General features: G+C 66.0%; 24 protein-coding genes and 2 pseudogenes. 9 read left to right on the plus strand and 17 right to left on the minus strand.

All coding sequences use genetic code 11. The features are described 5' to 3' along the window. Positions 1-5 precede the first annotated feature (5 nt). Positions 6-1,022, plus strand: coding sequence for an NAD(P)/FAD-dependent oxidoreductase (locus tag HHL28_RS15520; protein WP_075770152.1), 1,017 nt, complete (start codon positions 6-8; stop codon positions 1,020-1,022). Positions 1,023-1,029: 7 nt separating this feature from the next. Here the strand turns inward: HHL28_RS15520 and HHL28_RS15525 are convergent, their stop codons facing one another. The 3 genes from HHL28_RS15525 to HHL28_RS15535 are packed head-to-tail and all read right to left on the minus strand — an operon-like array spanning position 1,030 to position 2,227. Further along, a complete protein-coding gene (locus HHL28_RS15525; protein ID WP_075770153.1) occupies positions 1,030-1,230 on the minus strand; it encodes a DUF1289 domain-containing protein in 201 nt (66 codons plus the stop codon). Further along, the gene (locus tag HHL28_RS15530) at positions 1,227-1,466 is read right to left on the minus strand and encodes an NAD(P)/FAD-dependent oxidoreductase (RefSeq protein ID WP_169655416.1); all 240 of its coding nucleotides are present in this window, start codon (positions 1,464-1,466) and stop codon (positions 1,227-1,229) included. The genes HHL28_RS15525 and HHL28_RS15530 overlap by 4 nt, the downstream gene beginning before the upstream one ends. Continuing rightward, positions 1,430-2,227: an NAD(P)/FAD-dependent oxidoreductase gene (locus HHL28_RS15535; protein ID WP_169655418.1), complete on the minus strand. Its 798-nt coding sequence runs from the start codon at positions 2,225-2,227 to the stop codon at positions 1,430-1,432. The genes HHL28_RS15530 and HHL28_RS15535 overlap by 37 nt, the downstream gene beginning before the upstream one ends. A 553-nt stretch (positions 2,228-2,780) precedes the next feature. On the opposite strand from HHL28_RS15535, the gene HHL28_RS15540 reads away from it, so the two are divergent. Next, a complete protein-coding gene (locus HHL28_RS15540; RefSeq protein ID WP_169655420.1) occupies positions 2,781-3,887 on the plus strand; it encodes a sensor histidine kinase in 1,107 nt (368 codons plus the stop codon). A 531-nt stretch (positions 3,888-4,418) separates the two neighbouring features. Here HHL28_RS15540 and HHL28_RS15545 read toward each other — a convergent pair. Then, the gene (locus HHL28_RS15545) at positions 4,419-4,757 is read right to left on the minus strand and encodes a hypothetical protein (RefSeq protein ID WP_075770155.1); all 339 of its coding nucleotides are present in this window, start codon (positions 4,755-4,757) and stop codon (positions 4,419-4,421) included. Positions 4,758-4,882: 125 nt separating this feature from the next. On the opposite strand from HHL28_RS15545, the gene HHL28_RS15550 reads away from it, so the two are divergent. Further along, on the plus strand, positions 4,883-5,152 hold the full coding sequence (locus HHL28_RS15550; RefSeq protein WP_075770156.1) for a helix-turn-helix domain-containing protein: 270 nt from the start codon (positions 4,883-4,885) through the stop codon (positions 5,150-5,152). Between the two features lie 4 nt (positions 5,153-5,156). On the opposite strand, the gene HHL28_RS15555 is transcribed toward HHL28_RS15550, so the two are convergent. The 7 genes and pseudogenes from HHL28_RS15555 to HHL28_RS15585 all read right to left on the minus strand — a co-directional run bounded on the left by HHL28_RS15555 (position 5,157) and on the right by HHL28_RS15585 (position 15,298). After that, complete coding sequence (locus HHL28_RS15555; protein ID WP_169655422.1) at positions 5,157-7,370, minus strand: hypothetical protein; 2,214 nt, start codon at positions 7,368-7,370, stop codon at positions 5,157-5,159. A gap of 29 nt (positions 7,371-7,399) precedes the next feature. Then, positions 7,400-8,596 carry a hypothetical protein gene (locus HHL28_RS15560; RefSeq protein WP_169655424.1) on the minus strand — a complete coding sequence of 399 codons (1,197 nt, stop codon included), beginning with the start codon at positions 8,594-8,596 and terminating at the stop codon, positions 7,400-7,402. Between the two features lie 17 nt (positions 8,597-8,613). Next, positions 8,614-11,120: pseudogene (gyrB, locus tag HHL28_RS15570) on the minus strand (DNA topoisomerase (ATP-hydrolyzing) subunit B). Positions 11,121-11,375: 255 nt separating this feature from the next. Then, positions 11,376-12,508, minus strand: a pseudogene (gene recF, locus HHL28_RS15575) (DNA replication/repair protein RecF); the annotation flags it as partial. A 324-nt stretch (positions 12,509-12,832) separates the two neighbouring features. Continuing rightward, positions 12,833-13,663, minus strand: a complete 831-nt coding sequence (phhA, locus tag HHL28_RS15580; protein WP_075770275.1) for a phenylalanine 4-monooxygenase — start codon at positions 13,661-13,663, stop codon at positions 12,833-12,835. Then, the gene (locus HHL28_RS18870) at positions 13,584-14,774 is read right to left on the minus strand and encodes an alpha/beta hydrolase (protein ID WP_404325930.1); all 1,191 of its coding nucleotides are present in this window, start codon (positions 14,772-14,774) and stop codon (positions 13,584-13,586) included. The genes phhA and HHL28_RS18870 overlap by 80 nt, the downstream gene beginning before the upstream one ends. A gap of 77 nt (positions 14,775-14,851) precedes the next feature. Further along, positions 14,852-15,298 carry an Lrp/AsnC family transcriptional regulator gene (locus HHL28_RS15585; protein ID WP_449686863.1) on the minus strand — a complete coding sequence of 149 codons (447 nt, stop codon included), beginning with the start codon at positions 15,296-15,298 and terminating at the stop codon, positions 14,852-14,854. A 166-nt stretch (positions 15,299-15,464) separates the two neighbouring features. On the opposite strand from HHL28_RS15585, the gene hppD reads away from it, so the two are divergent. Continuing rightward, the gene (hppD, locus tag HHL28_RS15590) at positions 15,465-16,571 is read left to right on the plus strand and encodes a 4-hydroxyphenylpyruvate dioxygenase (protein WP_404325932.1); all 1,107 of its coding nucleotides are present in this window, start codon (positions 15,465-15,467) and stop codon (positions 16,569-16,571) included. 90 nt (positions 16,572-16,661) lie between these two features. Here the strand turns inward: hppD and HHL28_RS15595 are convergent, their stop codons facing one another. Further along, positions 16,662-16,841: a hypothetical protein gene (locus HHL28_RS15595; protein ID WP_169655426.1), complete on the minus strand. Its 180-nt coding sequence runs from the start codon at positions 16,839-16,841 to the stop codon at positions 16,662-16,664. A gap of 585 nt (positions 16,842-17,426) precedes the next feature. Between HHL28_RS15595 and HHL28_RS15600 the strand changes: the two genes are divergently transcribed. Beyond that, complete coding sequence (locus tag HHL28_RS15600) at positions 17,427-17,627, plus strand: hypothetical protein (protein ID WP_075770162.1); 201 nt, start codon at positions 17,427-17,429, stop codon at positions 17,625-17,627. Positions 17,628-17,868: 241 nt separating this feature from the next. Here HHL28_RS15600 and HHL28_RS15605 read toward each other — a convergent pair whose 3' ends face one another. Then, a complete protein-coding gene (locus tag HHL28_RS15605; protein ID WP_075770163.1) occupies positions 17,869-18,480 on the minus strand; it encodes a LysE family translocator in 612 nt (203 codons plus the stop codon). 509 nt (positions 18,481-18,989) lie between these two features. On the opposite strand from HHL28_RS15605, the gene HHL28_RS15610 reads away from it, so the two are divergent. Both HHL28_RS15610 and HHL28_RS15615 read left to right on the plus strand, forming a co-directional pair. Beyond that, positions 18,990-20,003, plus strand: coding sequence for a hypothetical protein (locus HHL28_RS15610; protein WP_404325935.1), 1,014 nt, complete (start codon positions 18,990-18,992; stop codon positions 20,001-20,003). A 168-nt stretch (positions 20,004-20,171) separates the two neighbouring features. Next, positions 20,172-20,870: a sensor histidine kinase gene (locus HHL28_RS15615; RefSeq protein WP_075770164.1), complete on the plus strand. Its 699-nt coding sequence runs from the start codon at positions 20,172-20,174 to the stop codon at positions 20,868-20,870. Here HHL28_RS15615 and mtnK read toward each other — a convergent pair. The 3 genes from mtnK to HHL28_RS15630 all read right to left on the minus strand — a co-directional run bounded on the left by mtnK (position 20,858) and on the right by HHL28_RS15630 (position 23,471). Then, a complete protein-coding gene (gene mtnK, locus HHL28_RS15620) occupies positions 20,858-22,141 on the minus strand; it encodes an S-methyl-5-thioribose kinase (RefSeq protein WP_075770165.1) in 1,284 nt (427 codons plus the stop codon). The genes HHL28_RS15615 and mtnK overlap by 13 nt on opposite strands. Before the next feature lie 77 nt (positions 22,142-22,218). Continuing rightward, entirely contained in the window at positions 22,219-22,914 is a 696-nt protein-coding gene (locus HHL28_RS15625; RefSeq protein WP_404325937.1) for a class II aldolase/adducin family protein, read from the minus strand. Next, the gene (locus HHL28_RS15630; RefSeq protein WP_075770166.1) at positions 22,911-23,471 is read right to left on the minus strand and encodes an SH3 domain-containing protein; all 561 of its coding nucleotides are present in this window, start codon (positions 23,469-23,471) and stop codon (positions 22,911-22,913) included. The genes HHL28_RS15625 and HHL28_RS15630 overlap by 4 nt, the downstream gene beginning before the upstream one ends. Positions 23,472-23,630: 159 nt before the next feature. Here HHL28_RS15630 and HHL28_RS15635 point away from each other — a divergent pair, with 159 nt between their 5' ends. After that, positions 23,631-24,620, plus strand: coding sequence for a 2-hydroxyacid dehydrogenase (locus HHL28_RS15635; RefSeq protein WP_075770167.1), 990 nt, complete (start codon positions 23,631-23,633; stop codon positions 24,618-24,620). Positions 24,621-24,682: 62 nt separating this feature from the next. Further along, positions 24,683-24,934 carry a ComEA family DNA-binding protein gene (locus tag HHL28_RS15640; protein WP_075770168.1) on the plus strand — a complete coding sequence of 84 codons (252 nt, stop codon included), beginning with the start codon at positions 24,683-24,685 and terminating at the stop codon, positions 24,932-24,934. 94 nt (positions 24,935-25,028) lie between these two features. Here the strand turns inward: HHL28_RS15640 and HHL28_RS15645 are convergent, their stop codons facing one another. Further along, complete coding sequence (locus HHL28_RS15645) at positions 25,029-25,688, minus strand: 3-oxoacid CoA-transferase subunit B (protein ID WP_075770169.1); 660 nt, start codon at positions 25,686-25,688, stop codon at positions 25,029-25,031. Between the last annotated feature and the right edge of the window lie 2 nt (positions 25,689-25,690).

Genomic DNA, 25,690 nt, shown 5'->3' on the forward strand with positions numbered 1-25,690 from the left:
AGCCCATGTCCGATACCGTCCACGCCACCGATGTCGTCATCATCGGCGCCGGCCCCGTGGGGCTGTTCGCCGTGTTCGAGTGCGGCATGCTGAAGATGCGCGCCCATGTGGTGGACGCGTTGGACATGCTGGGCGGGCAATGCACCGCCCTGTACCCGGAGAAGCCCATCTACGACATCCCCGCCCACCCGGCCATCGACGGGGCGGACCTGATCGACCGGCTGGCGCAGCAGGCCGCCCCCTTTGGCCCCATCTACCATCTGGGCCAGCAGGTGACCTCCCTCACCCGGCAGGGGGACGGCTGGCGGGTGGGCACGGACAAGGGCACCGTCATCGACTGCAAGGCGGTGATCATCGCCGCCGGCGTCGGCGCCTTCGGCCCCAACAAGCCGCCCCTGGAGGGGCTGGAGCGGTATGAGGGCACGGGCATCTTCTACCTGGTGAAGCGGCGGCAGGACTTTGCCGGCAAGCGGGTGGTCATCGCCGGTGGCGGCGACAGCGCCGTGGACTGGGCCATCAGCCTGTCCGAGGTGGCGGCCCAGGTCATGGTGGTCCACCGCCGTGCCAAGTTCCGCGCGGCACCGGAGAGCGTGTCCCGCCTGGAAGCCCTGGTGAAGGAGGGCCGAGTGGAGATGGTGGTGCCCTACCAGCTTTCCGGCCTGGAGGGGGAGGGCGGCACCCTGACCGGCGTGCGGGTGGCGGACCTGGACGGGCAGGAGAAGGTGTTGGGGGCCGACGCCCTGCTGTGCTTCTTCGGCTTGGCCATGAACCTTGGCCCCATCGCCGACTGGGGCCTGACCCTGGAGAAGCACCACATCGCCGTGGAGCAGCGGACCCTGGCCACCAGCGCGCCGGGCATCCATGCCATCGGCGACATCGCGACATACCCCGGCAAGCTGAAGCTGATCCTCTGCGGCTTCAGCGAGGCCGCCATGGCCGCCCACGCCATCCACCCCCTGGTCCACCCGGGCGAGGCGCTGCACTTCGAGTACTCCACCAGCAAGGGCGTGCCGGGAGCCTGACACGCCCTCACGCCACCGTCCGCCTCGCTTCCCGGCCGGGGAGGGCGGCGAGGACGGCGCGGCGTTGGTCGGGGGTCATGCCGCCCCAGCGGGTGATCTCCTCCAGCGTGCGCAGGCAGCCCAGGCAGTAGGTGCGGCGGGCGTCCAGTTGGCAGACGCGCACGCAGGGGCTCTTCACATAGTCGTCCGGGTCGGGGGTGGTGCTCATCGGGCGGCCTCCGCCAGGGCTTGGCCGAGGCGGTGGCCGCTGACCCAGGCGGCCTCCCCCCGCGCCTCCAGGCACCAGTCGCCGCAGGCGCCCAGGTCCAGGTCCCAGTCCAGCAGGTAGCCGCTGCCCAGCGGGGCCGTGGGCAGGGCGTAGCGCCAGCGGTGGGCGGCGGCGTAGGTGGGTTTCGCCTCCAGCCCGGTCAGGGCGCGGAAGGCGGACAGGAGGGCAGGCAGCACCTGCTCCGGCGTCTCCTCCAGGTGCCTTGCCGACCATGCGGGGGCGGCGTGCAGGACCCAGGTGTCCAGGTCGCCGCGGCCGGGCTTGGCCCCATCGCGGGCCAGCCAGGAGAGGGGGCGGTCGTCCCCGCCGGCCCCGGCCACGAAGGCGCCGGCCCAGGCGGGGTGGGGGCCGGGGGCAGGGCGAGCATGGCGGTCCAGCAGGGGGCCATGGTGGCGGCCGCGGCCTGCGCTGCCAGGGCGGGCGCCGCCCCTTCCAGGAAGGGCATCGCCTGGGGGGAGGGGACGGCGACCACCAGCCGGTCGTAGGTGCCCAGGTCCGTGCCGTCCTCCGCCACCAGATGCCAGCCGGCGGCGGTGCGGGCGGCGGTGGAGACGCGGAGGGACCAGGTGACGTCCAGCCCGTCGGCCAGGGCCTTCACCAGGCCGTTCATGCCGGGCAGGCCGACGAATCGCTCGCCGGGGCTGTCCTCCACCCGGCCATCGGGGTGGAGGCGGACGAGGCGGCCGGGCCAGGGGGCGGCGTGGCCGTCGCGGATCAGGGTGTTCATCACGGCCCGGAAGGCCGGGTCGCGGGCGGTCAGGTACTGGCCGCCATGGTCGAACCGCCAGTCCCCGACCCGGCGGGTGGAGAGGCGGCCGCCGGGGCCGCGGCCCTTGTCGAAGACCCGCGCCGGCAGCCCCGCCGAGAGGAGCGCCCGGGCGCAGGCGAGGCCGGAGAGGCCGGCGCCGATGATGGCGGTGGTGGGCGCGCTTGGCATGGGGGTCCCGGCGTTTCAAGTTCTTGCCCAGGAAACTAGGCGCCCGCGCCGGAAAATCCAGCGCCTGTCGTTACCCCGTCCGATCGCGCGAAAAGGGGTTAATCTGTTAAGCTTGTCTTAGGATTCCGGCCCTTAGCCTTCGCCCCATGAACAGCGACTGGACAGAGACCACGGCGGGTGCCTCGGCCCCGGGGCGGGAGCGGCCCCGGGCGCGCTTGGCGTTGCGGGGGATGCTGGGCCGCCCGGCCGGAGTGCTGGGCTTCGGCGCCGGCTGCTCCGTGCTGCTGGGCCTGATCATCGGCCACCACCATCTGGGCATGGACCACGGCACCTTGTGGGAGACGGGGGCCGTCACCCTGCTGGGCCTGGGCTTCAGCCTGCTGGCCGCCGGCCATACCGTGACCCTGCACCGCCGCCTGCGCGACACCGAGGCCGACGCCACCGCCATGACGGGGGAGGTGCAGCGCCTGACCCGGCGGCTGGCGGAAAAGGAGCTGGCCCTGGCCACCCTGCGCGAGGGGAGCGCCGGTACCGCGACATCTATGAGAATTCGGTGGAGGGCATCTTCACCACCACCCCCGACGGCCGCTTCGTCAGCGCCAACCCGGCCCTGGTCCGGCTGCTGGGCTTCCGCGACGAGGGGGACCTGGTGTCCACCCTGCGCGACACGGCCCGCCAGCTTTACGTGGACCCGCACCGGCGGGAGGCCTTCGTCCGCGCCGTGCTGGAGGGCGGTTCCGTCACCGGGTTCGCCGCCGAGGTGCGCCGCAAGGACGGCAGCACCCTGTGGATGGAGCTGACCGCCCGGGCCGTGCGGGACGTGGCCGGGCGGCTGGTGGCCTTCCAGGGCACCGCCCAGGACGTGACCGAGCGGCACCGTGCCGCCGAGGCCCTGCGCCATGCCAAGGAGCAGGCCGACATGGCCAACCGCGCCAAGTCGGAGTTCCTGGCCAACATGAGCCATGAGCTGCGCACGCCCCTGAACGCCATCATCGGCTTCAGCGAGATCATCGGCAACCAGACCCTGGGCCCCATCGACGACCCGTCCTATGCCGAGTATGCCCGCGACATCCATGACAGCGGCAAGCTGCTGCTGGACCTAATCAACGACATACTGGACCTGTCCAAGATCGGGTCCGGCAAGAAGGAGCTGCATGAGCGCAGCGTGGACGTGCCCCGGGTGATCTGGTCCTGCCTGCGGCTGGTGCGGGAGCGCGCCCTGGCCGGCGGCATCACGCTGGAGACCGACCTGCCGGAAAGCCTGCCGCCCGTGCGGGCGGACGAGGTGGCGCTGAAGCAGGTGCTGTCCAACCTGCTGACCAACGCCGTGAAGTTCACGCCCGCCGGCGGCCGCGTCACCGCCGGGGCCCGGGTGGCGCCGGACGGGCGGCTGATGCTGACCGTGCGGGACACCGGCATCGGCATGGACCCGGACGACATCCCCCGGGCCATGGAGCCCTTCCGCCAGTTGGACAGCCACCTGACCCGCGCCGCGGGCGGTGCCGGCCTTGGCCTGCCCCTGGTCCAGGCCCTGGTGGAGCTGCATGAGGGCGCCTTCACCCTGGACAGCCGCAAGGGCGAGGGCACCACCGCCACCGTCTGGCTGCCCGCCGACCGGCTGCAACGCCTGGCCGCCACCAGCATGGTCCCGGCCCGCTGAGCCCCCGGGGGACGGCGACCCGCGTCACGCCAAAGGTGACCAAAGGAGACCTTAAGGTGACCAAAGGTGACGCTTAAGGTGACACGCGTCTCCTATCCGGCCCTTGATATCGTTGGGATTTCCGCCTTAAGGAGACAAACGCGACCGGGTTCGGACCACGTCACCTTAGTCTCCTTAAGCACCCCATAACCCCACGACCCCACTTGTCCCAAGACCCGCCCCCGGGCAGCCCAGGGGCAGGGTGAGTATGGCATGAGATAGGAAAGTTGTCATTAGCGTTCCCTCTCCCTGGGGAGAGGGTGCCGCCGAAGGCGGCGGGTGAGAGCCTGCCCCCGCGGAGGCGGGGGAGGTGGGCGTAGGGACCGAGCGCCAATCCCTCAACGACCATCACTTTGCCAGCCATCAAGCTCCACCGCTTCCCCCGCGAAGGCGGGGGCCCACGGTTTTTGACCCGGGGTCTGCCGGGACAGGCGGAAAGGAACTGTGGACCCCCGCCTTCGCGGGGAAGCAGGAAGGGGGGACCCGGGTTGGCTAGCTGGCCACCGGGGATGCCACCGCGGCAGGCGCCCCCGCCACCGGGGCCGTGAAGGCCAGGGTGTTCAGGCTGTCCAGGACGGCCTCGGCCAGCATGAAGGTGGTGACCCGGCCGGGGTCGTCGGGGGCGAGGTCATGCCTGAGCCGCCGCAGCACCACCCCCAGCTTTGCAGCCGCGTCGGCCACGGTACAGGTGGGCTCATGCGCCAACAGCACGGTCAGCCGGCCCTTGCGGTCCAGCATCTCCCCCAACTCGTCCTCCGGCAGGCCGGAGCGCGGCGTCCGGTCAATCTCCTCCAACAACCCCACGATCCGCTTCACGGCCGGCGACAACATGCAAATCCCCCTCGGCCCGACGCGGGCCTTTGCCTGGTGGGTTGGATGGGATACGGTACGAGGTTACACGCTGCGTATAGGCTTGCGGCGTGAATGCTACGTAGCGTAACGCTGTGAGGCGCCCCGTGTCAACACCCAAAACACCATCCGAAGACCGCCTTGCCATCACCGGCCGCCAATGCAAAGCCGCCCGCGCCCTCCTGGGCTGGGACCAGGAGGAGCTGGCACGGCGGAGCGGGGTGGCGCGTCCAACGATCACGAACTTTGAGAATGGGAAGCGGGTGCCGATTTCAGCGACTTTGAACCAGATAGTACGCTCTTTTATGTCAAATGGTATTGAGTTTGTCTCTTCTACTGACGAGCAATCAAAAGGTGTAATTTTGAGGATAGCTTGAGTCTTCAGATCCCTACTTTAATCCTTAGAAACTTCTGAAAGCACCCTGCAAGTGGCGGTAGTGTCCCATGGAAATGCAGCACTTCGCGAATGTCATTCTTGGCCAACTTCAATCGACTTGCACAAATAGCCAGTAAAAACTCCGATGCTGCTTCACCGAGTTCATTATCCGCGTTCTCCAGTATGCGGATGACGAAAGATCGAAGCAAGAAGCTCAATTCACTGTTCTGGGTATAATCTAATTCCTCCGGAAAAGCTCCCCGCAGGAAAGCAGCTTGTATAATGCCATCGTTATATCTTCCAAAGCATTCCGGAGCCAAAAGAGTTTGATGAAATGCACCAGAGGTTAATTTGGCTTTATCGCCCGTTCTAATGCCATCCAACACACAAGCGACAGTCACGTATACGTCTTCTTGGGAAGTGTCTGATACAGCATTGTTCTTATCCCAGAATGCGAATGTCTCGCGAAGTCGCAGTGGGTCACCAGTGGGGCCTTTCAGGAAAAGGGTGTTAAGCTTCACTAAACCGCCAGATCGCAGTTCATCAAGCCGCTCATCAACCGCTTTACGCTCATCAGCGGACAAGAATTTTTCGCTACTTTCGTCATCTATCCTTGTAATCTGGTGTAGACATTCCTTTTCCGTAGTCCACGCATTAGTGCCAGACCGGGAAGGAAACGTAAGTTTTTCAATGCTTTCCACAGTATGCTTTGGGAGTTTGTTGTTATATTCCAGATCACTGACGAGAGTTCTATAGCGAGGCTCATGTGTGTGTTTGGCAAAATATGATAAATAGACTCTGGGCTGGTTCTTAATCTTATCCCTCAACTCAAGGCTTGCACTCTGCAAAGACACCCCTGTGTCAATGACGGAGGAGATAACCAAAACTGAAGATTTTTCCCGGATCGCGCAAACACCTAAATCTCTATGGTAAATTAAGGGTATATCGCGGCCCAGCCATTCAGCGATAGCTTTTTGTGCGATTTCTGCCAAGGTTTTCGAATCTTCTGTGTCTACATAAATGATTGCGGCCGCGTTCACTGGCGTGTATCTCAATAGTCTTTCCAAAAATAGGGAGTGCAGCTCAGCATCCTGCGCCAATATTCTTACATCGATGAACAAGTCACCTGCAAGATGACGTGAGTCGGGTGGGAATTTGACGCGAAAAAAACCCTTGCCGGCATAGCGGCTCATCAAATTTCGTAGAGCTACTGGTGAGTCCTCAGCCTTCACGACATAGCTGGAAATGTTATTGCTGTCGGTGAGGAATTGCTCTCCAGCAAAATGCACGGCGCGGGATCCCTCCTTGCAATACGGACATGTTTCTGCGTCATAATCTGTAGTTCCAGAAAACATTCCATTTGGGTTGAGATTTTGATCATCAAAAAAATCAAAAATCGTGTTGCACCCCGAAGCCTTAGGTGCGAAGGAGATTAAATTCATCACGTACTTTCGTTCAATGCCCATGCTTATGATCTTTTTGTACATGTTTCCGCTAGTAGTCGCAGAGATAAGTATCAGATAGTTATCAGTGCCAGGTGTTTTAATTCTTTCCAAATTTCCATAAGAAGAGAAGCTTTCAATTGTAGGGAAATATCCGCGATCACCCGTCATGGACAGCTTAAGGGCCAATGCTGCTTTCACCACAATACCTATTGTCGATGAGTCAATGAAAATATGATCAGGTTTTTTCTCAAGAGCTGGCAGAAGAGCTAATGAAAGGAGGGTTAATTCTGTGCCCATCTGCATCAAGTTAGCAACACGAATGAAGGCTTTAGAATGCCGGCCGGACGGATGTACAAAATGATAAGTTCCCTTGGGTTGAATTAAGCCTTCTCGAACTTGAAAGATTTTTTTGGCTCCCGAATAAATCAAATTGCCAAAATCCGTTTGCTTAATAGTTAATTTCATGGCTGTTAAATTAATAACTCGCCCCATTGAGCCATTGCTATGAAAGGACAGGAGCACAACAGGCATTTTGGTCGGGTCAGATCGCCATTTGGCCACTTTCTTAAGCATCTCATTAACAATGGCTCTAATCGAGTCCACTGCGTCGTCACGCACTAGAAAAATTAGGGCTTGCGGACGTAGGTTGGTGGTAACGTCTGTATCCATAGAAAAAAAGAAGCTGCTTTCATTCAATGATAAGGAGGGTATAAAGTAGACTGCAACGCTCTTGTTCTGACCTTCGCTGAGGAGTTTGGCTCTGAAATTGAACATTGGACTGCTTCCCGTGGTTTACAATTTTGTCACATGCGTTCATTCAGAGGCAGAAGAACCGTAAATAGAGTCCCGCGTGCAAATGGGAGCTTTGTCGGCCTTGAACTTTGAGTGTCTGTATCTAGAAGCTCTAAATCCTGTTCTGACAAACTCTGCGCCCACGGTGCTCGCGTTTTAAACTGCTTGAAGAGAGACAACCGGCCAGAACGTAGACGGAAATAACCAGCTTGCGTTTTAAGTATCGCAATTAGCTCATGCAAGCCTTGACCCGCAGTATCAATTTTTCTAGTCGTAAACCCTCGCTTAAAACACTGAGAAACGCTTTTGTATTCATCATCTATACCGTCATCTTCATTTAATTCACGACCCATCACCCTTGCAGCAAGCCCAGGTCCATTGTCAAACACGCTCACTTCCAGAAAGGTTGTATTGTCGCCGAACCGACTCTTCTGATATTCAATATATCTTTGAAGGGGCCGATCTTCACCCGTAATCCAATACACATTCCCTTGCTCTATTTTCTGGAATGAAAAATAGATTCCCCTTATGGGTTTCCTTACTGACGTTCCGTCAGCATTTGTTCTAGCATGGAAGTAAGTATTAGCAAAAAGCTCCCTGGCCACAGATGCTATAGAGCTGATGTTATCTCCAGTTATCTTTGCCACCCTTGTTGGTGTAAGCATCGACGAAAGAATTTTTTTGACAAGAACTTCAAATTCTGCATCATCAATAAAGGGATCATTACGTATCTCATAATCATTTATATTGGCAGCATATAGCAAATCTAGTTTCGCACTAGATTTCTCGTCAGCGGCCATTAATAGTACTGATTTGCCTTTCTGGGTATTTTGAAAATCCTTCTTGTTCATAGATGTGAATCGATAATCGAGAGCCTCATTAAATGCTTTTGTAAGAGAAAGAACTTGGTCTGGGCCTCTAACTTCTTTTGCTAAACAGGCGGCGACTATACCTGGAAGTTTTCCAGTATAATCCATCGCTACATCGTTACTACTTTTCTGGCGACTTTTCGTAATCAAGAATCCCTGACCTCCGAACCGATGAGCCCAGGTCATAATACATTGAGCAATCGCCGCAGAAACGCCTGAAGATTGATTGTCATAGCTCGCAGGCAACTCTATATACCTATCATGCTCGGGAGCCTTTGCGAGATGAAGTAAAACCGTTTCGGCATCATCAAGACGAAAATTAGAAGAAATCTTCAGCATTGTAGGCTCCATACAGCTCACACATCCAAGTTCGCCACCTTCAGCGCGTTGTCCTGGATGAACTGGCGGCGGGGTTCGACGATGTCGCCCATCAGGGTGCTGAAGACGTCCTCGGCCTCGTCGGCGTGGCTGACCTTGACCTGGAGCAGGGTGCGGTTGGCGGGGTCCAGGGTGGTTTCCCAGAGCTGGTCGGGGTTCATTTCGCCCAGGCCCTTGTAGCGCTGGATGGTCAGGCCGTGGCGGCCCTGTTCCAGCACCGCCTCGAACAGGCCGGCGGGGCCGAAGATGGTGGCGAGCTGCTTGGTGCCGCGGTGCATCAGCCGGGCGGGCTGGGCATAGGTGGCGGACAGGTCGGCGGACATGGCGTCCACGCGGCGGGCCTCAGCGCTTTTCAGCAGGTCGGCGTCCACGGGGTGGCGGTGGGTGACGCCGCGGCGGTGGCGCAGCAGGACGTAGCCGCCATCCGGTGACGCCTCCCCCGCCAGCCGCCCAGGGTGGCGGCGGTGGCGCCGGGGGCCAGGGTGTCGCCCGCGGCCTCTGCCCGGCGCAGGGCCAGGCGGTTCAGGCGGTCGGCGACCTCTGCCGCCACGGTGGCGGCAAGGGCGGGGTCATCCACCGCGCGGATGGACAGGGCACCGGGGACCAGGGACGCTTGCTCCACCACCTCACGGCTGCCGACCTTGCGGGACAGGGTGGCCAGGGCGGCGCGGGCGGCACGGGCCTGTTCCACCAGACCGCGGAGCTGTTCGCCCATAACGGGGCCGGGCAGGGTGCCGGACAGGCCGGTCTCCAGCGCCTCCAGCGACACGTCGTCGGTGCCCTGGCCGATCAGGTAATCCTCCAGCGCGCGGTCGTCCTTCAGGTACCGCTCCTTGGCGGTGCCGCGCTTCACGCGGTAGAGGGGCGGCTGGGCGATGTACAGGTAGCCCTTCTCGATCAGCTCCGGCATCTGGCGATAGAAGAAGGTGAGCAGCAGGGTGCGGATGTGGGCGCCGTCCACGTCCGCGTCGGTCATGATGATGACCTTGTGGTAGCGCGCCTTGTCGATGTTGAACTCATCCCGGCCGATGCCGGTGCCCAGGGCGGCGATGAGGGTGCCGATCTCCGCTGACGACAGCATCTTGTCGAAGCGCGCCCGCTCCACGTTCAGGATCTTGCCGCGCAGGGGCAGGATGGCCTGGTTCTGGCGGGAGCGGCCCTGCTTGGCGGAGCCGCCGGCCGAGTCACCCTCCACCAGGAACAGCTCCGACAATGCCGGGTCCCGCTCCTGGCAGTCGGCCAGCTTGCCGGGGAGGCTGGCCATGTCCAAAGCACCCTTGCGGCGGGTCAGCTCACGGGCCTTGCGGGCGGCCTCCCGCGCGGCGGCGGCCTCCACCACCTTGCCGACGATCTTGCGGGCGTCGGCGGGGTGTTCCTCAAACCAAGTGGAGAGGGCGTCGGCGGCGATGCTCTCCACCACCGGCCGCACCTCCGAGCTGACCAGCTTGTCCTTGGTTTGGCTGGAGAATTTGGGGTCGGGCACCTTGACGGAGATGATGCAGGTCAGCCCCTCGCGCATGTCGTCGCCGGAGAGGGCCACCTTTTCCTTCTTCAGGATGCCGGACTCCTCCGCGTACTTGTTGACGGTGCGGGTCAGGGCGGCGCGGAAGCCGGCCAGGTGGGTGCCGCCGTCGCGCTGGGGAATGTTGTTGGTGAAGGACAGCACCGTCTCATGGTAGCTGTCGTTCCATTGCAGGGCCAACTCCACCCCGATGGACGTGCCGATGTCGCTGGCGCGGTCGCCGCGGACATAGATGGCGGGCTTGTGGATGGGGGTCTTGGAGCGGTCCAGGTACTGGACGAAGGCCTCAAGGCCCCCCTCATAATGCAGCTCCACCGTCCGCGGCTCCACCCCGCGGGCGTCGGTGAAGACCAGCAGGACGCCAGAGTTGAGGAAGGCCAGCTCCCGGAACCGGTGCTCCAGGGTCTGGAAGTCGAACTCCGTCTTGGTGAAGGTCTCCTTCGACGGAAGGAAGGTGACCTGGGTGCCGGTGAAGGGCTTGCCGGCGCGGGGGCCGGACTCGAAGTTGGGGGCCTCACCCACGTCCTTGAGCGGGGCGACGGCGTCGCCGTGGCGGAACTGCATCTCCCACACCCGGCCCTGGCGCCAGATGCGCAGGTCCAGCACCTCCGACAGGGCGTTGACGACGGAGACGCCGACGCCGTGCAGGCCGCCGGAGACCTTGTAGCTGTTCTGGTCGAACTTACCGCCGGCGTGGAGCTGGGTCATGATGACCTCCGCCGCCGACACGCCCTCCTCCGCGTGGATGTCCACGGGGATGCCGCGGCCGTTGTCCTTCACCGTGACGGAGCCGTCGGCGTTCAGGGTGATCTCCACCCGGTCGGCGTGGCCGGCCAAAGCCTCATCGATGGCGTTGTCCACCACCTCATACACCATGTGGTGCAGGCCGGAGCCGTCATCCGTGTCGCCGATGTACATGCCGGGGCGCTTGCGCACCGCGTCCAGGCCCTTCAGGACCTTGATGGAGCTGGCACCATACTCCTCAACGGCGGAGGCGGCGGCGACGGGGGATGGGCTTCCTGGGACATGCTTCTCGGACTTGGTACGACGGACAGGAACGGGACAGCAGCTTAGCCGATTTCGCCCGCCAAGGGGGAGAAACCTGGACCCTTATATGGGGGTTATCGCAACGCAATTCAGCAAGAAGTTGGGGGGCTCCCCCTCACCCCGACCCTCTCCCGGGGGGGAGAGGGGGAGGGCGGCAAGGTCCAGCGTGGTGAGGTGGCTGTCCTCCACGCGGATGTGGGTGGCGGCGGCGCCCAGCTCGGCGAAGACGGCGGCGTCGGTGCCGGTCAGCCAGGCTTGGCTGCCGGTGGCCAGGATCTCCTGGAACAGGGCGGTGCGGCGGTCCGCGTCCAGGTGGGCGGCGACCTCATCCAGCAGCAGCAGGGGTGCTGTGCCCGTCTCCGCCTTCATCAGGCGGGCGTTGGCGAGGATGATGGAGACGAGGAGGGCCTTCTGCTCGCCGGTCGAGCCCAGCTCCGCCGGCATGGACTTGGCGAGGTAGGTGACGGACAGGTCGCTGCGGTGGGGGCCGACGGCGGCGCCGCCGCTTTCGGCGTCGCGGCGGCGGGAGTCGCGCAGGGCGGCGCGCAGGGTGTCTTCGGCCTCCAGGGCGGGGCGGTCGGCGACGGTGGCGTCCACCTCCCCCTCCATGCGCAGGCCGGGGGCGGGGAAGGGGCCGACGCCTTGCGCCGAGGCGGCGGCGAGGCGGCTGACCATGTCGGCCCTTGCGGCGGCGATGGCGACGCCCAGGGTGGCCATCTGGTCCTCCAGCGCGCCCAGCCAGGCGGGGTCGTGGGGGCCGTCGCGCAAGATTCGGGCCCGCTCCCGCAGGGCATTCTCATACTTGGTCAAGCGGCCGGCATGGGCGGGGTCGAAGCCGAAGACCAGCCGGTCCAGGAAGCGGCGGCGGGCGCTCGCGGCGTCCGTGAACAGGCGGTCCATCTGGGGGTGAGCCAGGCCATGGCCACATGCTCCGCCAGCGCCACCTGGCCCTTGGCGGGGCGGCCGTCGATGTGCACCAGGCGCCGCTCGCTGCCGGCCTCCGCGCCCGGGTCGCGGCCGGTGCCCAGCTCCACCGGGCCGGTGGGGGTGAGGACCGTGGCGGCGACGGCCCAGCCGGGGCCCGCCCACTCCGCCCCGCCGCCGATGCGCTCCACCTCGCTCAGCTTCGCCCGGCGCAGGCCGCGGCCGGGGGAGAGGAAGCTCACCGCCTCCAGCAGGTTGGTCTTGCCGGCCCCGTTGGGGCCCGTCAGCACCACGGGCCGCGCGTCACAGTCCAGCCGCGCGGCGGCGTAAGAGCGGAACCGGGTCACGGTCAGCCGGGTGACGGCCAGGGAAGGGGTCATGGCCGGCCGCGCCCGGGGGACGGATGGGACAAAGGCGGGCGTGCGGGCACGGGGCGACACTCGTTCCGGGACGGGACGGTATCTAGGGCGAGGTGGCGTGCCGATGCAAGGGGGGCGGCCGTTCCCGTGCTTGCTGGCCGCTGGTCCAAAGAACACGCACGAACACGCACCATCCACTCACGGACACGCACAAAGCCGAAAAGGAACTGCGGCTTCGCCGCGGTTTGGTGCTGCCGCAGGCTTTGTTCTCTTGTGAATGTTCGTGCGTGCTTTTGTGCGTGTCCGTGAATGTTTCCTGGACCAGCGCCGCCGGATAAGCGCCCCCTACTCCGCCGCGGTCTTCGTGCCCAGCACCCGCTGCTGCGTGCCCTTCGTGTAGACCTTGTCCGTGGGCAGCACGTCGGCGGGGGCGTATTCCGGCGGGCCGGCCAGCCGCTCATACAACGGGCCGAAATCCACGCCGGTGGCGGTGAAGAGCTGGTCGTAGTCGTCGATGACGAAGTAGGTCTGCTGGTAATCGTCGATACGGTAGCGGGTGCGCATCACCCGTTCCAGGTCGAAGCCGATGCGGTTGGGCGAGGGGCTCTCGATGGCATAGGGCGTCTCCCCCGCCGAGGACAGGATGCCGGCGCCATAGACCTTGGTCTGCCCGTCCTCCCGGATCAGGCCGAATTCCACCGTGTACCAGTAGAGGCGGGCCAGGTTCTCGATCCGGCCCAGGCCCAGGGCCCGCTGGCCGCCCTTGCCATAGGCCTGCATGTAGTCCGCGAAGACCGGGTGCAGCAGCAGGGGCACGTGGCCGAAGAAGTCGTGGAAGACGTCCGGCTCCTCCAGATAGTCCATCTCCTCCGGCTTGCGGATCCAGTTGGTGACGGGGAAGCGGCGGTTGGCCAGGTGGTCGAAGAAGGCGCCCTCCGGGATCAGGCCCGGCACGGCCACGATCCGCCAGCCCGTGGCCTTTTCCAGCATGTCGGACGCGCGGCGGAAGTCCGGCACGCCGTCGCCCGCGTCCAGCCGGGACAGGCAGTCCATGAAGGTCCTGGCGGCATAGCGCGGCAGCAGCTTGCTCTGCCGGTCATAGAGGGTGCGCCAGAGGGCGTGGTCCGTGTCGGTGTACCGGTCCCAGCCCTGGTCGATTGTGAAGTCGGCGGCCATGGACGAGTAATCGCCGCGCAGCTCCTTCGCCGTCTTGCCGGAGCTCGCCGTGGCGGCCTTGAAGCCATCCCCCGTGGTCATGATGTGGAGTCCCCGCTGGTTCAGCCTGTTGGCGCAATTTTACCGCCGCGGGGTGGGCATTTCCTTGCGGATGTGTCGGGGTGGACGGGTACAGGGGCGATTTCCTGCCGTTTGGCGGTTCGGCGGCGCAATGTTTTGCTGAAGGAGTTTGTGCGGTGCGGGGGCTACGCCGCCAGCACGTCCTCCAGGATCGCCTGGCTGTGGTTGAAGACCAGGGAGAAGTGGCCCTCGCCCGCGATGAAGTTGGCCTTGGCGCCCGGGATGTGCTGGGCGTACCAGCGGCCGGAGGCGGGGGGACGGTGACGTCGGCCAGGCCGTGCCAGACGGTGACCCGGCCGTTGATGCTGGCCACGTCGAAACCCCAGGGGGTGGCATAGGTGCGGGCGTCGTCCAGGGGGCCGTGGATGCCGGTCCGCAGCGCCTCGCGCCAGCCGTTCACCAGCCGGTCGCCGAACCGGTTGCGCAACAGGTCCGGCGTGGCATAGGGCATGCCCAGCCGGTTGCGCAGCATCTGGGCCAGGGCCACGGGGTCGCGGGTGTTGACCAGCCGCCGGGCCATGTGGGCGGTCAGGCGCATGGCCAGGGGCCGGCGGCCCAGGTTGAACAGCAGGCTGGAGGGGCTGCCCACTTCCCACCCCTGCCCTGCCGGGCCCAGGGGGCAGACCAGGGCGGTGGCGGAGAGGCGGTCGGGGATGGCGTGGGCACAGGCGGCGGCATAGGGCCCGCCGCCGGACATGCCCACCAGCGCCACCCGGTCCAGGCCCAGCGCATCCAGCAGGTGCGCCACGTCCGGCGGCCAGTCCAGCAGGCGGCGGCCGGGCTTGGCGTCCGACAGGCCGTAGCCCGGCCGGTCGGGGGAGATCAGCCGCACAGCCGGCAGGTCCGGCAACAGCTCCGGCTCCAGCCGGGAGCTGGGATAGCCATGGAAGTACAGCACGGGCGGCCCGCCGGGGTCGCCATACTCGGCATAGCCCAGGGCGCGCCCGTCGGGCAGGCGGATGGTGGCGTCGCGGCGGGTGGGAGGTGTCATGATCGGGTCATATTGGACCCCTGCCGGGAGGACGCAAGCCGCCCGGGGCCCCCTACCCCGACTGCGGCCCCACGCCCTCACCGCCCCTTCGGCAGAGGCAAACAGGTGCTGTGCTTGACCACGTCCAGGACGAAGCTGGAGCGCACGTCCTTCACGCCGGGGATCTGCAGCAGCTTGCCCATGCTGACCTCGGCGTAGGCGTCCAGGTCGGGCACCACCACCTGGAGCAAATAGTCCATGGTGCCGGTCATGACGAAGCAGGACACCACCTCCGGGATCGCCTCCACCGCGCGGCGGAAGCGGAGGTCGCCTTCGGCGTTCTGGTCGATCTTCACCTCCACGAAGGCGACGACGCCGAAGCCCAGCTTGCGGCGGTCCAGGATGGCGGCGTAGCCCTGGATATAGCCGTCTTCCTCCAGGTCGCGCACACGGCGCAGGCAGGGGCTGGGGGACAGGCCCACCTGTTCCGCCAGGTCCACGTTGGACAGGCGGCCGTTGCGCTGCAACGCGTCCAGGATGCGCATATCTGCCCCATCCAGCGTGGATTTCCCCATGGTCTGCCCCCTGCCCCCGGTTCTTTGGGTGAATTATTGCGCGATCCTGCGCTTATCGGCTGCGAATCGCAAGGACATGCCCCGCCTTCCCGCCGTATCCTGCGGCAAATTGGCATGCAATCCTGGGAGGGACGCTATGGCGGACGGCATGGTGAAGGGCATCGACGGCGAGAGCCTGTGGGAGAACCCCGCCGGCACTGACGGCTTCGAGTTCGTGGAGTACACGGCGGAGGATACCGAGGCACTGGACCGGCTGTTCGTGTCCATGGGCTTCACCAAGGTGGCCCGCCACCGCAGCAAGGATGTGAGCCTGTACCGCCAAGGCGGCATCAACTTCATCGTCAACGCCGAGAAGGACAGCCTGGCCCAGCAGTTCGCCCGGGCCCACGGACCCAGCGCCTGCGCCATGGCGTTCCGGGTGAAGGACGCGGCCGGGGCCCTTCGCCGTGCCGTGGAGCACGGCGCCAAGGAGGTGAAGGGCACCGTCGGGCCGATGGAGCTGAACATCCCTGCCATTGAGGGGATCGGCGGCAGCCTGATCTATCTGGTGGACCGCTATACGGCCCCCAGCATCTATGACATCGACTTCGTGCCGCTGCCGGGGGTGGACCAGAACCCGGCGGGCGCCGGGCTGACGGTGATCGACCACCTGACCCACAATGTGCGCAAGGGCCGGATGGACTTTTTCTCCGACCAGTTCTATGGCCCCATCTTCAACTTCAGGCAGATCCGGTATTTTGACATCACCGGCGAGTATACGGGCCTGACCAGCCGGGCGCTGACCGCCCCGTGCGGCAAGATCCGCATCCCCATCAACGAGTCCAAGTCGGACGAGGGCTCGGAGAAGGTGGACCAGATCCAGGAGTTCATCCAGGCCTACAAGGGCGAGGGCATCCAGCACGTGGCCCTGCTGACCCACGACATCATCGCGACCTATGACGCGCTGAAGGCCCAGGGCGTGAAGTTCATGACCCCGCCGCCGGCCACCTATTACGAGATGCTGGAGGAGCGGCTGCCGGGCCACGGCCAGGACGTGGAAGCCATCCGGTCCCGCGGCATCCTGCTGGACGGCAAGGACGGCAAGTACCTGCTGCAGATCTTCACCGAGACCGTCATCGGCCCGATCTTCTTCGAGATCATCCAGCGCAAGGGCGACGACGGCTTCGGCGAGGGCAACTTCAAGGCCCTGTTCGAAAGCATGGAGCGCGACCAGATCCGCCGGGGCGTGCTGAAGGTTGACTGATCCCTGCTGACGGACGGCGAACATGGAAAGGGCGGGCCCCCGGGGGACCCGCCCTTTTTTCCTGCTTCCTGCCGGTGCCGGGGGACGCCGTCAGGGGATGTTCACCACCGTTTCCCCGCCCCTGGGGATCGAGGAGACGACCTTGAAGGCCACGGGACTGCCCTGGACGCCCTTTCCCGACAGCTCATAGGCGCGGCCCCCATCAGGGCTGCATAGCAGGACAGGCGCACCATGCCCGTCCCGGTAGGGCCGGCCGGGGACGTCACGCATTCATGCCCGCCGATGGTCAGGGTGATCCCGGGACGGGCCAGGGTGGAGGGGATTTCCCCTTCGATCAGGTAGATGCCTTCCCGCTCCGCCACATAGGTGCAGGCAGGGTTGCCAGCCCTTGTGGTGCAGATGTGGGACGCCCCGGCGGAGGCCGCGGCAACCGGTGCCGGGGCCGTCTGGGTCAAGGTCACTGCCAGGAGGGTGAGAAGCAGTTGCATGGGACGGATCATTGAGTACCCTCCAATACCGGGTCATACAGTTGCCGATCGAAGTACCTCATATTTACGGAGTTTGGCTGAGACGCAAGGTGGATTCTTGGGTTGGTCCGAGTTCTGTACCTAAGGTATAGGAAGATCGGCGGAGGTTGATCCTTAAAATTGTCGCCGATTTTGTTTGAATTCTTGCCATTGCTGCATGCCAGTTGCAGACGTCCTGATCCCCAGGAATAGGGCTGCTACCCCGCAGGTGCCGCCGCCGCCGCCGGGGCGTGTTTACGGTCAGCGTAAACACGCCCCAACACCGTCCTGGAACCAGGCGGGCCCCCATGCTTTAAGCGGGGAGGTAATCACGGGATGGCAGCGAAACATGGCCGAGGAAGACATCGTGGGCCGCCTGCGCCGACGGGCAGCGAAGGCGAAGGACCGGTACCCGGAGCAAGCGGACGACCCCAACACCCTGGTGGGCGGCCTGATCCTGGATTACGAGGCCGCGGCCAACGAGATCGAGCGGCTGCGGGGGTCCCTGCATACCCTGTCCCGGGACGCGCTGCGGGCCATGCTGGGCTGACCCTGTCAGGGTTCAGCGTGGTTCATGTCGCCGCCATTCCGGGGCCGCGGGCGGGAATGGCGGCGACAGCGGCGGGAATCCCGATGACACCGACCGGAATCCCGGCGGCACCACCCGGAACGGCGGCGACACCGACTCGCACAGAGCCGTTCTGAATCAACTACTTGCGACTCATAGACTCTTGAGAGTCTGACTCAGAGTCAGGGAAAGACCGGGGGCCTGTGGACAAGTCCGCCGGGCCTCATCCCACCAACAGCGGCACCAGCGAGGCCACCAGCAACGCCGCCATGGCCAGGTTGAAGGCGCGCAGGCCGGCCGGCGTGCGCACCAGCGCCCCCACCCCCACGCCCACCAGGGTCCAGAGGGCCGTGGAAGCCAGGGCCGCGGCCAGGAAGATGGCCGCGATCAGCGCCGCCTGGAGCGCCAGGTCCGGCCCGGCGACCGTGTAGGTGGCCACGGCACCCAGCGCCACCACCCAGGCCTTGGGGTTCACCCACTGGAACAGGGCGGCCTGGGTGAAGGACAGCGGACGTGACCCCGCCTCCCCCTCCGGCGGCGTCGGCTTGGCGGTGGCGATACGCCAGGCAAGCCAGAGCAGGTAGGCGGCGCCGACCCAGCGCAGGGCGCCATGGGCCCAGGGCAGGGCGCGGAACAGCTCCCCCGCGCCGAAGGCCACGGCCACCATCATGGCCGGGAAACCCACGGAAATGCCCAGCATGTGCGGGATGGTGCGGCGGAAGCCGAACGTGGCCCCGGACGCCGCCACCATGGCGTTGTTGGGGCCGGGGGTGGCGGACATGGACAGGGCGAAGCCGGCGACGGACACCAGCCAGGCAAGCTCTCCCACCTGCATCCCCACCCCCTGTGGCCGCCCCGGGACCAGCCGGGGGCCGGGCGGCAAGCCCCAAGGTTCTTCAGGGTACCGGGATGGTTCGGCGCGGCAACCATCCGGGCTGCCCGCCAGGGGCATGGCTGGCATGGCCGGGGCGATTTCCCTTGCCTGCCATATTGGGGCCACCGGGTGGTGTCGCTGCGATTCCGGGCGAGTCGAGCGGAGTCGGCGGGGGTTCGGGGCAGCAGGATTCCGCTTCATGTCGCCGCCATTCCGGGGAGTCCGGCCTGACTCCAACGGGTTGGGCGGGTGGGGTCCGGCCCGCGGGCGGTGGTGGGCGTGATGTCGCCGCCCCTCCCGGTCATGTCGCCGCGATTCCCCTGGAGTCCGAGCGATTCCAGGGGGCTGGAGCATATGTTGGGCTCTTGTCGCGCCTCCACCCCCAATATTTGGGAGGGCGAATCATTGCTGTCGCCGCCGTTCCGCCCCTACCCTGCCGTCCGGATCACGGTTGCGGGAATGGCGGCGACATGACGGGCGAGGCGGGCATGGACGGGAATGGCGGCGACATGGAAGCGCTGGAGCCCCAGCTTTCCGAGGCGGAGCTGAAGCGGCTGGAGCGGTTCAAGAACCGGCGCGGCCGGCGCAAGCCGTCGGTCATGCCCACCGACCTGGCCCGCACCTCCGCCTTTGCCCCGCGGCGGCGCAACCTGAACACGGACGCCAATTTCAGCCGGGTCTATTCCCTGACCTACCACAGCGTGGTGGAGGTGAAGGGGCGGGAGCTGGGCAGCCAGCACCGGGACGTGATCTATGCCCTGTTCCGCATGCGGGCGGTGGAGCGGCGGGTGCCCAACCCCAACCACAACCCCAACATCCGCACCATCGGCGTGGCAGAGAAGCCGTACCTGACCCTGTTCCAGGTGGAGACCACCTGGCGCGACCTGTTGCGGATCATGAACCGCACGGAGCATGTGAACAACCTGGGCACCGTCCTGGAGAGTTTGGAGCAGATCCGCTCCGTCTCCATCCGCGTCTACCAGGGCGGGCCGGACGCCTTTGAGAAGGCGCTGGCCACCGGCCGCATCCCCAAGGGGCGTGGCTTTTCCGACAGCCTGCTGGGCAAGATCAGCTGGGACGGGCCCAAGCTGGATGACCGGGTCATCGTCGAGTATGGCGAGTGGGTGCGCCGCGTGTTCGAGCTGCGCCACCTGGTCAGCCTGAACGCCGACGTCTATTTCGCCCTGAAGTCCGATTACGCCAAGACCTTCTGGCCCTATATCGACAGCCAACCCGGCCATACCTGGATCGACGAGGAGATGCTGGGCGAGCTGTCCGGCCGCAAGATCAAGGAGGAGGCGCCCACCAAGCGCCGCGCCTTCAAGCAGGACTGCCGCCAGGCCTTCGACGACATGGTGCGGGCCGGCGGGCTGAAGCGCTGGTGGGTGGAGGAGCAGCGGCGGGGCCGCTTCGTGTCGCTGCGGTTCCATTACGAGCACGCCCTGCCGCGGCAAGGGGAACTGGCCCTGGCCGCGGCGGAATGAGGGCGCCATGTCGCCGCCCTTCCGGGAATCGCGGCGACATGGCCGGGGCAGCGTATCTGGGATTCGGCGCCATGACGGTCGGAGGTCACAGCGATGCAACCGTAAGGCTGATTGCTGATATTCCGGGCTGCGCGCTATGGTTAGCGCCCGTGCCACATGGACAGGCTGATGGACCCGACCGCCACCGCCCAGGGATGCCCCCCAGACCAGGATCGGGTCGCCGCCCTGGAACGCGCCCTGGCGGAAAGCGAAGGCCGGCTGGCCGCCATGGTGGAGCAGCAGCGGCTGCTGTTCCGGGAGATCAACCACCGGGTCAAGAATTCCTTGCAGATGGTGGCCTCGCTGCTGTCGCTGCACCGGGAGAAGGTGCCGGACCCGGGCCAGCGCCGGGTGTTCGACGACATGGTGGCCCGGGTCCACATGATCGCCCATGTCCACCGCATGCTGTACCAGGGCAGCGCCATCGAGGAGGTGGACGTGGCCGAGCTGCTGCGCGAGATGGCCCAGCCCCTGGCCAGCCTGTCCGGCGGCAGCCTGGCCATCCGGGCGGACCGGCTGCTGATGCCGGCGGACCTTGCCATCCCCGTGGGGCTGTCCGTGAACGAGCTGGTGACCAACGCCCAGCGCCACGCCTATCCCGACGGCAGCGGCCCGGTGGCGGTGGACCTGCGGGTGGCCGGCGGGGAGGCGGTGCTGACCGTGGCCGACCAGGGCAACGGGGGCCTGACGGAGGCCAAGGCCCGGGACGGCGCCCTGGGCCTGTTGCTGGTCCGGGCCCTGGCGGCCCAGGTGGGCGGCCGCCTGTCCTTCGACAGCGGGACCAGGGGCACGACGGTGACCCTGGCGTGGGAGGTTCAGGGGGCTTGAACCGTTTCCCGGATGCGCTTCGCCCCGGCCGTCACGTCCGCCACCGTGCGGAACCGGGCGGTCTCCACCATCAGGGCGCGGGCCAGGGTCAGGCAGCGGGCCTCGCACAGGGCGCGGCGGTCGGGGTCCGCGATCAGCTCCAGGTCGATGTTGTGGGCAATGCCTAAGATGCGGCGGGTGATCTTGGCACCCGCGAAGCCCAGCGCGTCCGCGAACAGCCGGTCCATGTATGCCTGCCGCTCCGCCTCCAGTGCCCGGATGCCAGCGTCGTCGGCGAACAGCGCGGCGGGATAGGCGTCCCCCGTCGCCCCGCCGCGCCAGCGGGCCAGGAACCGTGCCCGGAACCGGGTCCAGACCTGCTCTGCCGTGTCCAGCACCCAGGCCTGCATGTCCGCGCGGGGGTCGGTGCCGGTGGCGTGGCCGTCCTGGGCGAAGTAGTTGAGCCAGAGGTTGCCCAGGATGGCGCCCAGGTCGAAGCCCATGGGGCCGAAGAAGGCGAATTCCGGGTCGATGACCCGCGTGTCATCGGGCGTCACCATGATGCTGCCGGTGTGCAGGTCGCCATGGACCAGGGCTTCGGGGCTGGCCAGGAACTTGGACTTCAGTCGCGCGGCCGCCATTTTCCAGTCCGCGTCGGACCGCGCCCGCTCCGCCCACCCATCCAGCTGCGGGCTGGTCCAGCGGTTGTTGGGGTGGGTCATGTAGGGCTGGGTGAAGATCACCTGCTCCGTCAGGCCGCACAGCTCCGAATTGGCGCAGAAGTCGGCCACCAGCGACTTCTTTTCCGCCGCCGGCAGGGCCAGGTCGCTGGTGCCGTACAGCGTCTCCGCCATGAAGGTGCCGATGTGCTCGGCCAAGTGCGGGTAGCGGTGGCCCTGCACCAGGCCGCGGCGCAGGATGATGTGGGGCGACAGCTTCTCCATCACGATGGCGAACAGCCGCTCATCATAATGGACCAGGTGCGGGATGCGGCCGGGGGCCAGGGGGCCGTGGACGCGCATGGCCTTCTGCTCGAACCAGGCCCGCTTCAGGCCCAGGGGCCAGCCCTCCCCCACCAGCCGCAGGTAGGGCAGCGCCTGCTTGACGCAGACGGACCCGGCCGGCCCGTCCACCAGGAAAACCTGGTTCAGGTTGCCGTCGCCGACCTCCCGCACCGACCAGCCGCCCGGGTCCCCGCCCAGCCGGTCGGCCACGCCGGGGATGGCGGCGAGGAAGCCGGGCAGTGCTGCCTCCGTCAGGATCTCATAGCCGGCGGGCACGTCGAGCGGCATGGGGGTTCCTCTCCCGGATGTTCGTTTTGCCGGGGAGTGTAACGGGCAGGCGGGGCCTTCCGGAAGGGCCGTGCGGGTTACCCCAGCGCCGGCGGGAACTCCAGCACCGCGTCGTCTTCCGCCGTGCGCTCCGCCGCCGGCTTGCCATAGGCGGCGAAGCGGGCCAGCGCCTCATCCATCTGGGCCGGGGTCAGCAGGACCGGGTCGCCCAGGGCGCGGGCCAGGCTGTACTGCCGGGCCAGGGACTCCACCTCCACCGCCAGGTCCAGCGCCTTGGCCACGGTGGCGCCCCAGGCGATCTGGCCGTGGTTGGCCAGCAGGCAGGCCCGGCGGGGACCCAGCGCCGCCAGCATGGCGTCGGACAGGGCCTGGGTGCCGAAGGTGGCATAGTCCGCCACCTCCACCGTGTGGCCGCCGGCCACGGCCACCATGTAATGGAAGGGCGGGATCGGTTGCCGCAGGCAGGCCAGGGCCGTGGCATGGGCGCTGTGCACATGCACCACCCCGCCGGCCGCGGGATAGGCGGCATAGATGTCCCGGTGCATGCGCCATTCGCTGGACGGGCGCAGGGGGCCGCGATAGCCCGCCGCCGTCACCTCCACCAGCATGTCCGGCGTCAGCTCCTCATACGGCACGCCCGACGGCGTCACCAGGAAGCCGTCCGCCGTGCGGACGCTGGCATTGCCCGACTTGCCCTGGTTGATGCCGAGCGGGTTCAGCGCCTGGGCGACGCGGAGGAGGTCGGCGGCGAGCCGCGCGCGAGTGCCGATCAATCCTTCACCTCCTCTGCCGGGTAGGCGCCCCAGAACTCCCCCTTCTTCATCCAGCCATCGTAGCCCTGGATCTCCACCTCGCACCAGTCGCCCTTGCAGGATTTCAGCTTGCCCATGACCCCCGGCTCCGCCTGGGCGATGGCGGGGGCGGTGCCGCTGGCGGCTTGGCGGAGGGTGCGGACCTCCCCGGTCACCACCAGGCCGCGGCGGCCGGAGACCATGGATTGGTGCACCCAGCCCTGGGTGCCCTCCACGTCGCGGATGCGGCGCCAGGTGTCGAACTCCGCCGTGATCTCCACCGGCATGCCGGGGCGGGTGAACACCCATTCGATGGGGTAACTCTTGCCCGGGCCGGTGCGCACGTTCACCTGGCCGGAGCGCAAGGTGACGAAGCGGGGCACCGGCAGGCCGCTGCGCACGATGGCGTCCGGCTTGGGGTCGGCCTCGTTCGGTTCCTCCGTGGCCTGCACGGGCATTGGCGCCAGAAGCAGCGATGCCGCCAAGGCAAGGGCGCAAGCCGCGCCGCCGAACCATCCCGTCCAGACCCTGGAAGCCATCGAGCCTTTAACCTTTCCGAAAAAGTTCCCCTTTTGTGCAAAGCGGCAGGCGGCGGGTCAAGGGATGTGCGGTGCCGGACACCCCTTGTCGCGGTCGGCTGGACAGCGAAGCCCGCCGCTTGCTACCCCTATGCCGAAGAACAGCGGAGGAGGCGGGCCATGGCCGAGCGCAAGAAGCCCCTGATCGTGGTGACCCGCAAGCTGCCGGATGTCATCGAGACCCGGATGATGGAGCTGTTCACCACCCGCCTGAACCCGGACGACGTGCCGCTGGGCCGCGACGGGCTGATCCAGGCCGTGCAGGCGGCGGACGTGCTGGTGCCCACCGTCACCGACCGGATCGACCAGGCGGTGATCAACGCCGCCGGGCCGCAGTTGAAGCTGATCGCCAATTTCGGCAACGGCGTGGACCATATCGACCTGAAGGCGGCCAAGGAAAAGGGCATCGTCGTCACCAACACGCCCGGCGTGCTGACCGAGGACACGGCCGACATGTGCATGGCCCTGATCCTGGCCGTGGCGCGGCGGATCACGGAGGGGGAGCGGCTGGTGCGGTCCGGCCGCTGGACCGGCTGGTCGCCGACGCTGATGCTGGGGTCGCGGCTGTCCGGCAAGCGGCTGGGCATCATCGGCATGGGCCGCATCGGCCAGGCCCTGGCGCGGCGGGCCAAGGGCTTCGGCCTGTCCATCCATTACCACAACCGCAAACAGGTCCACCCGGAGATCGAGGCGGAGCTGGAGGCGACGTACTGGGACAGCCTGGACCAGATGCTGGCCCGCATGGACATCATCAGCATCAACTGCCCCCGGACCCCCGCCACCTATCACCTGCTGAACGCCCGCCGGCTGCAACTGCTGAAGCCAAGCGCCGTGATCGTCAACACCAGCCGCGGCGAGGTGATCGACGAGGCCACCATGGCCAGGATGCTCCAGCGCAAGGAGATCGCCGGCGCCGGCCTGGACGTGTTCGAGCAGGAACCGGCCGTGGACCCCAAGCTGCTGAAGCTGGACAACGTGGTCCTGCTGCCGCACATGGGCAGCGCCACCCTGGAAAGCCGCATCGACATGGGCGAGAAGGTCATCGTCAACGTGAAGACCTTCGTGGACGGCCACACCCCGCCGGACCGGGTGATCGAGATGATGTTCTGAGGGGGGCGCAACTCCCCTGGAGGCCACCGGTTGGTTCTCGACACCCAGCGAGGAGGACCACCATGGCCGAACAGCCCCGTGACCAGATCCAGGGCAGCAGCATCCGCCACCAGGTGGGCAACAAGCCCGTCAACCTGAACAAGGCCGGCCGGGAGGAGCTGATGAGCGTCCGCGGCATCGGCCCCGGCCGGGCGGATGAGATCATCGCCCACCGGAACCAGCACGGCCCCTTCGGCAGCGTCAGCGACCTGCAACAGCTGAACCTGGTGGACCCTGGCGAGATGGCGGAGCTTCGGGACCGGTTGACGGTCTGAGGCCTGACAGGTTGACGGTCGCGCCGGCCCGCAAAAGGAAAGGGCCGCCCCGTCGCCAGGGCGGCCCTCATCTCATCCGGACTTTCGCGCCCCGTCACACGGCGACGGTGAAGGGTGCCTCGGTCTTGGTGGTGATCTCGTCCACCGTCACGCCGGGGGCCAGCTCCACCAGGGTCAGGCCGCCCTCGCCATGCTTGTCGATGGTGAAGACGCCCAGGTCGGTCACCACCATGTCCACCACCCGCGTGCCGGTCAGCGGCAAGTTGCAGGCGTTCAGCAGCTTGGGCTCAAGCGCGCCGGTCTTCTTGTCGACGGCGCAGTGCTCCATCACCACCACGACCTTCTTCACCCCGGCCACCAGGTCCATGGCGCCGCCCATGCCCTTGACCATCTTGCCCGGGATCATCCAGTTGGCCAGGTCGCCATTGGCCGCCACCTGCATGGCGCCCAGCACCGACAGGTCGATGTGGCCGCCGCGGATCATGGCGAAGCTGTCGGCGCTGCTGAAATAGCTGCTGTAGGCCAGTTCGGTGATGGTCTGCTTGCCGGCGTTGATCAGGTCCGGGTCCTCCTCCCCCTCGAAGGGGAAGGGACCCATGCCCAGCATGCCGTTCTCCGACTGCAGGGTCACATGCATGCCGTCGGGGATGTAGTTGGCCACCAGCGTGGGGATGCCGATGCCCAGATTCACATAGAAGCCGTCGCGCAGTTCCTTGGCGGCGCGGGCGGCCATCTCGTCACGGGTCCAAGCCATTT

Origin of the sequence: Aerophototrophica crusticola (assembly GCF_012913305.1) — a bacterium.
In the GTDB taxonomy this organism is placed as follows: Bacteria; Pseudomonadota; Alphaproteobacteria; order Azospirillales; family Azospirillaceae; genus Niveispirillum; species Niveispirillum crusticola.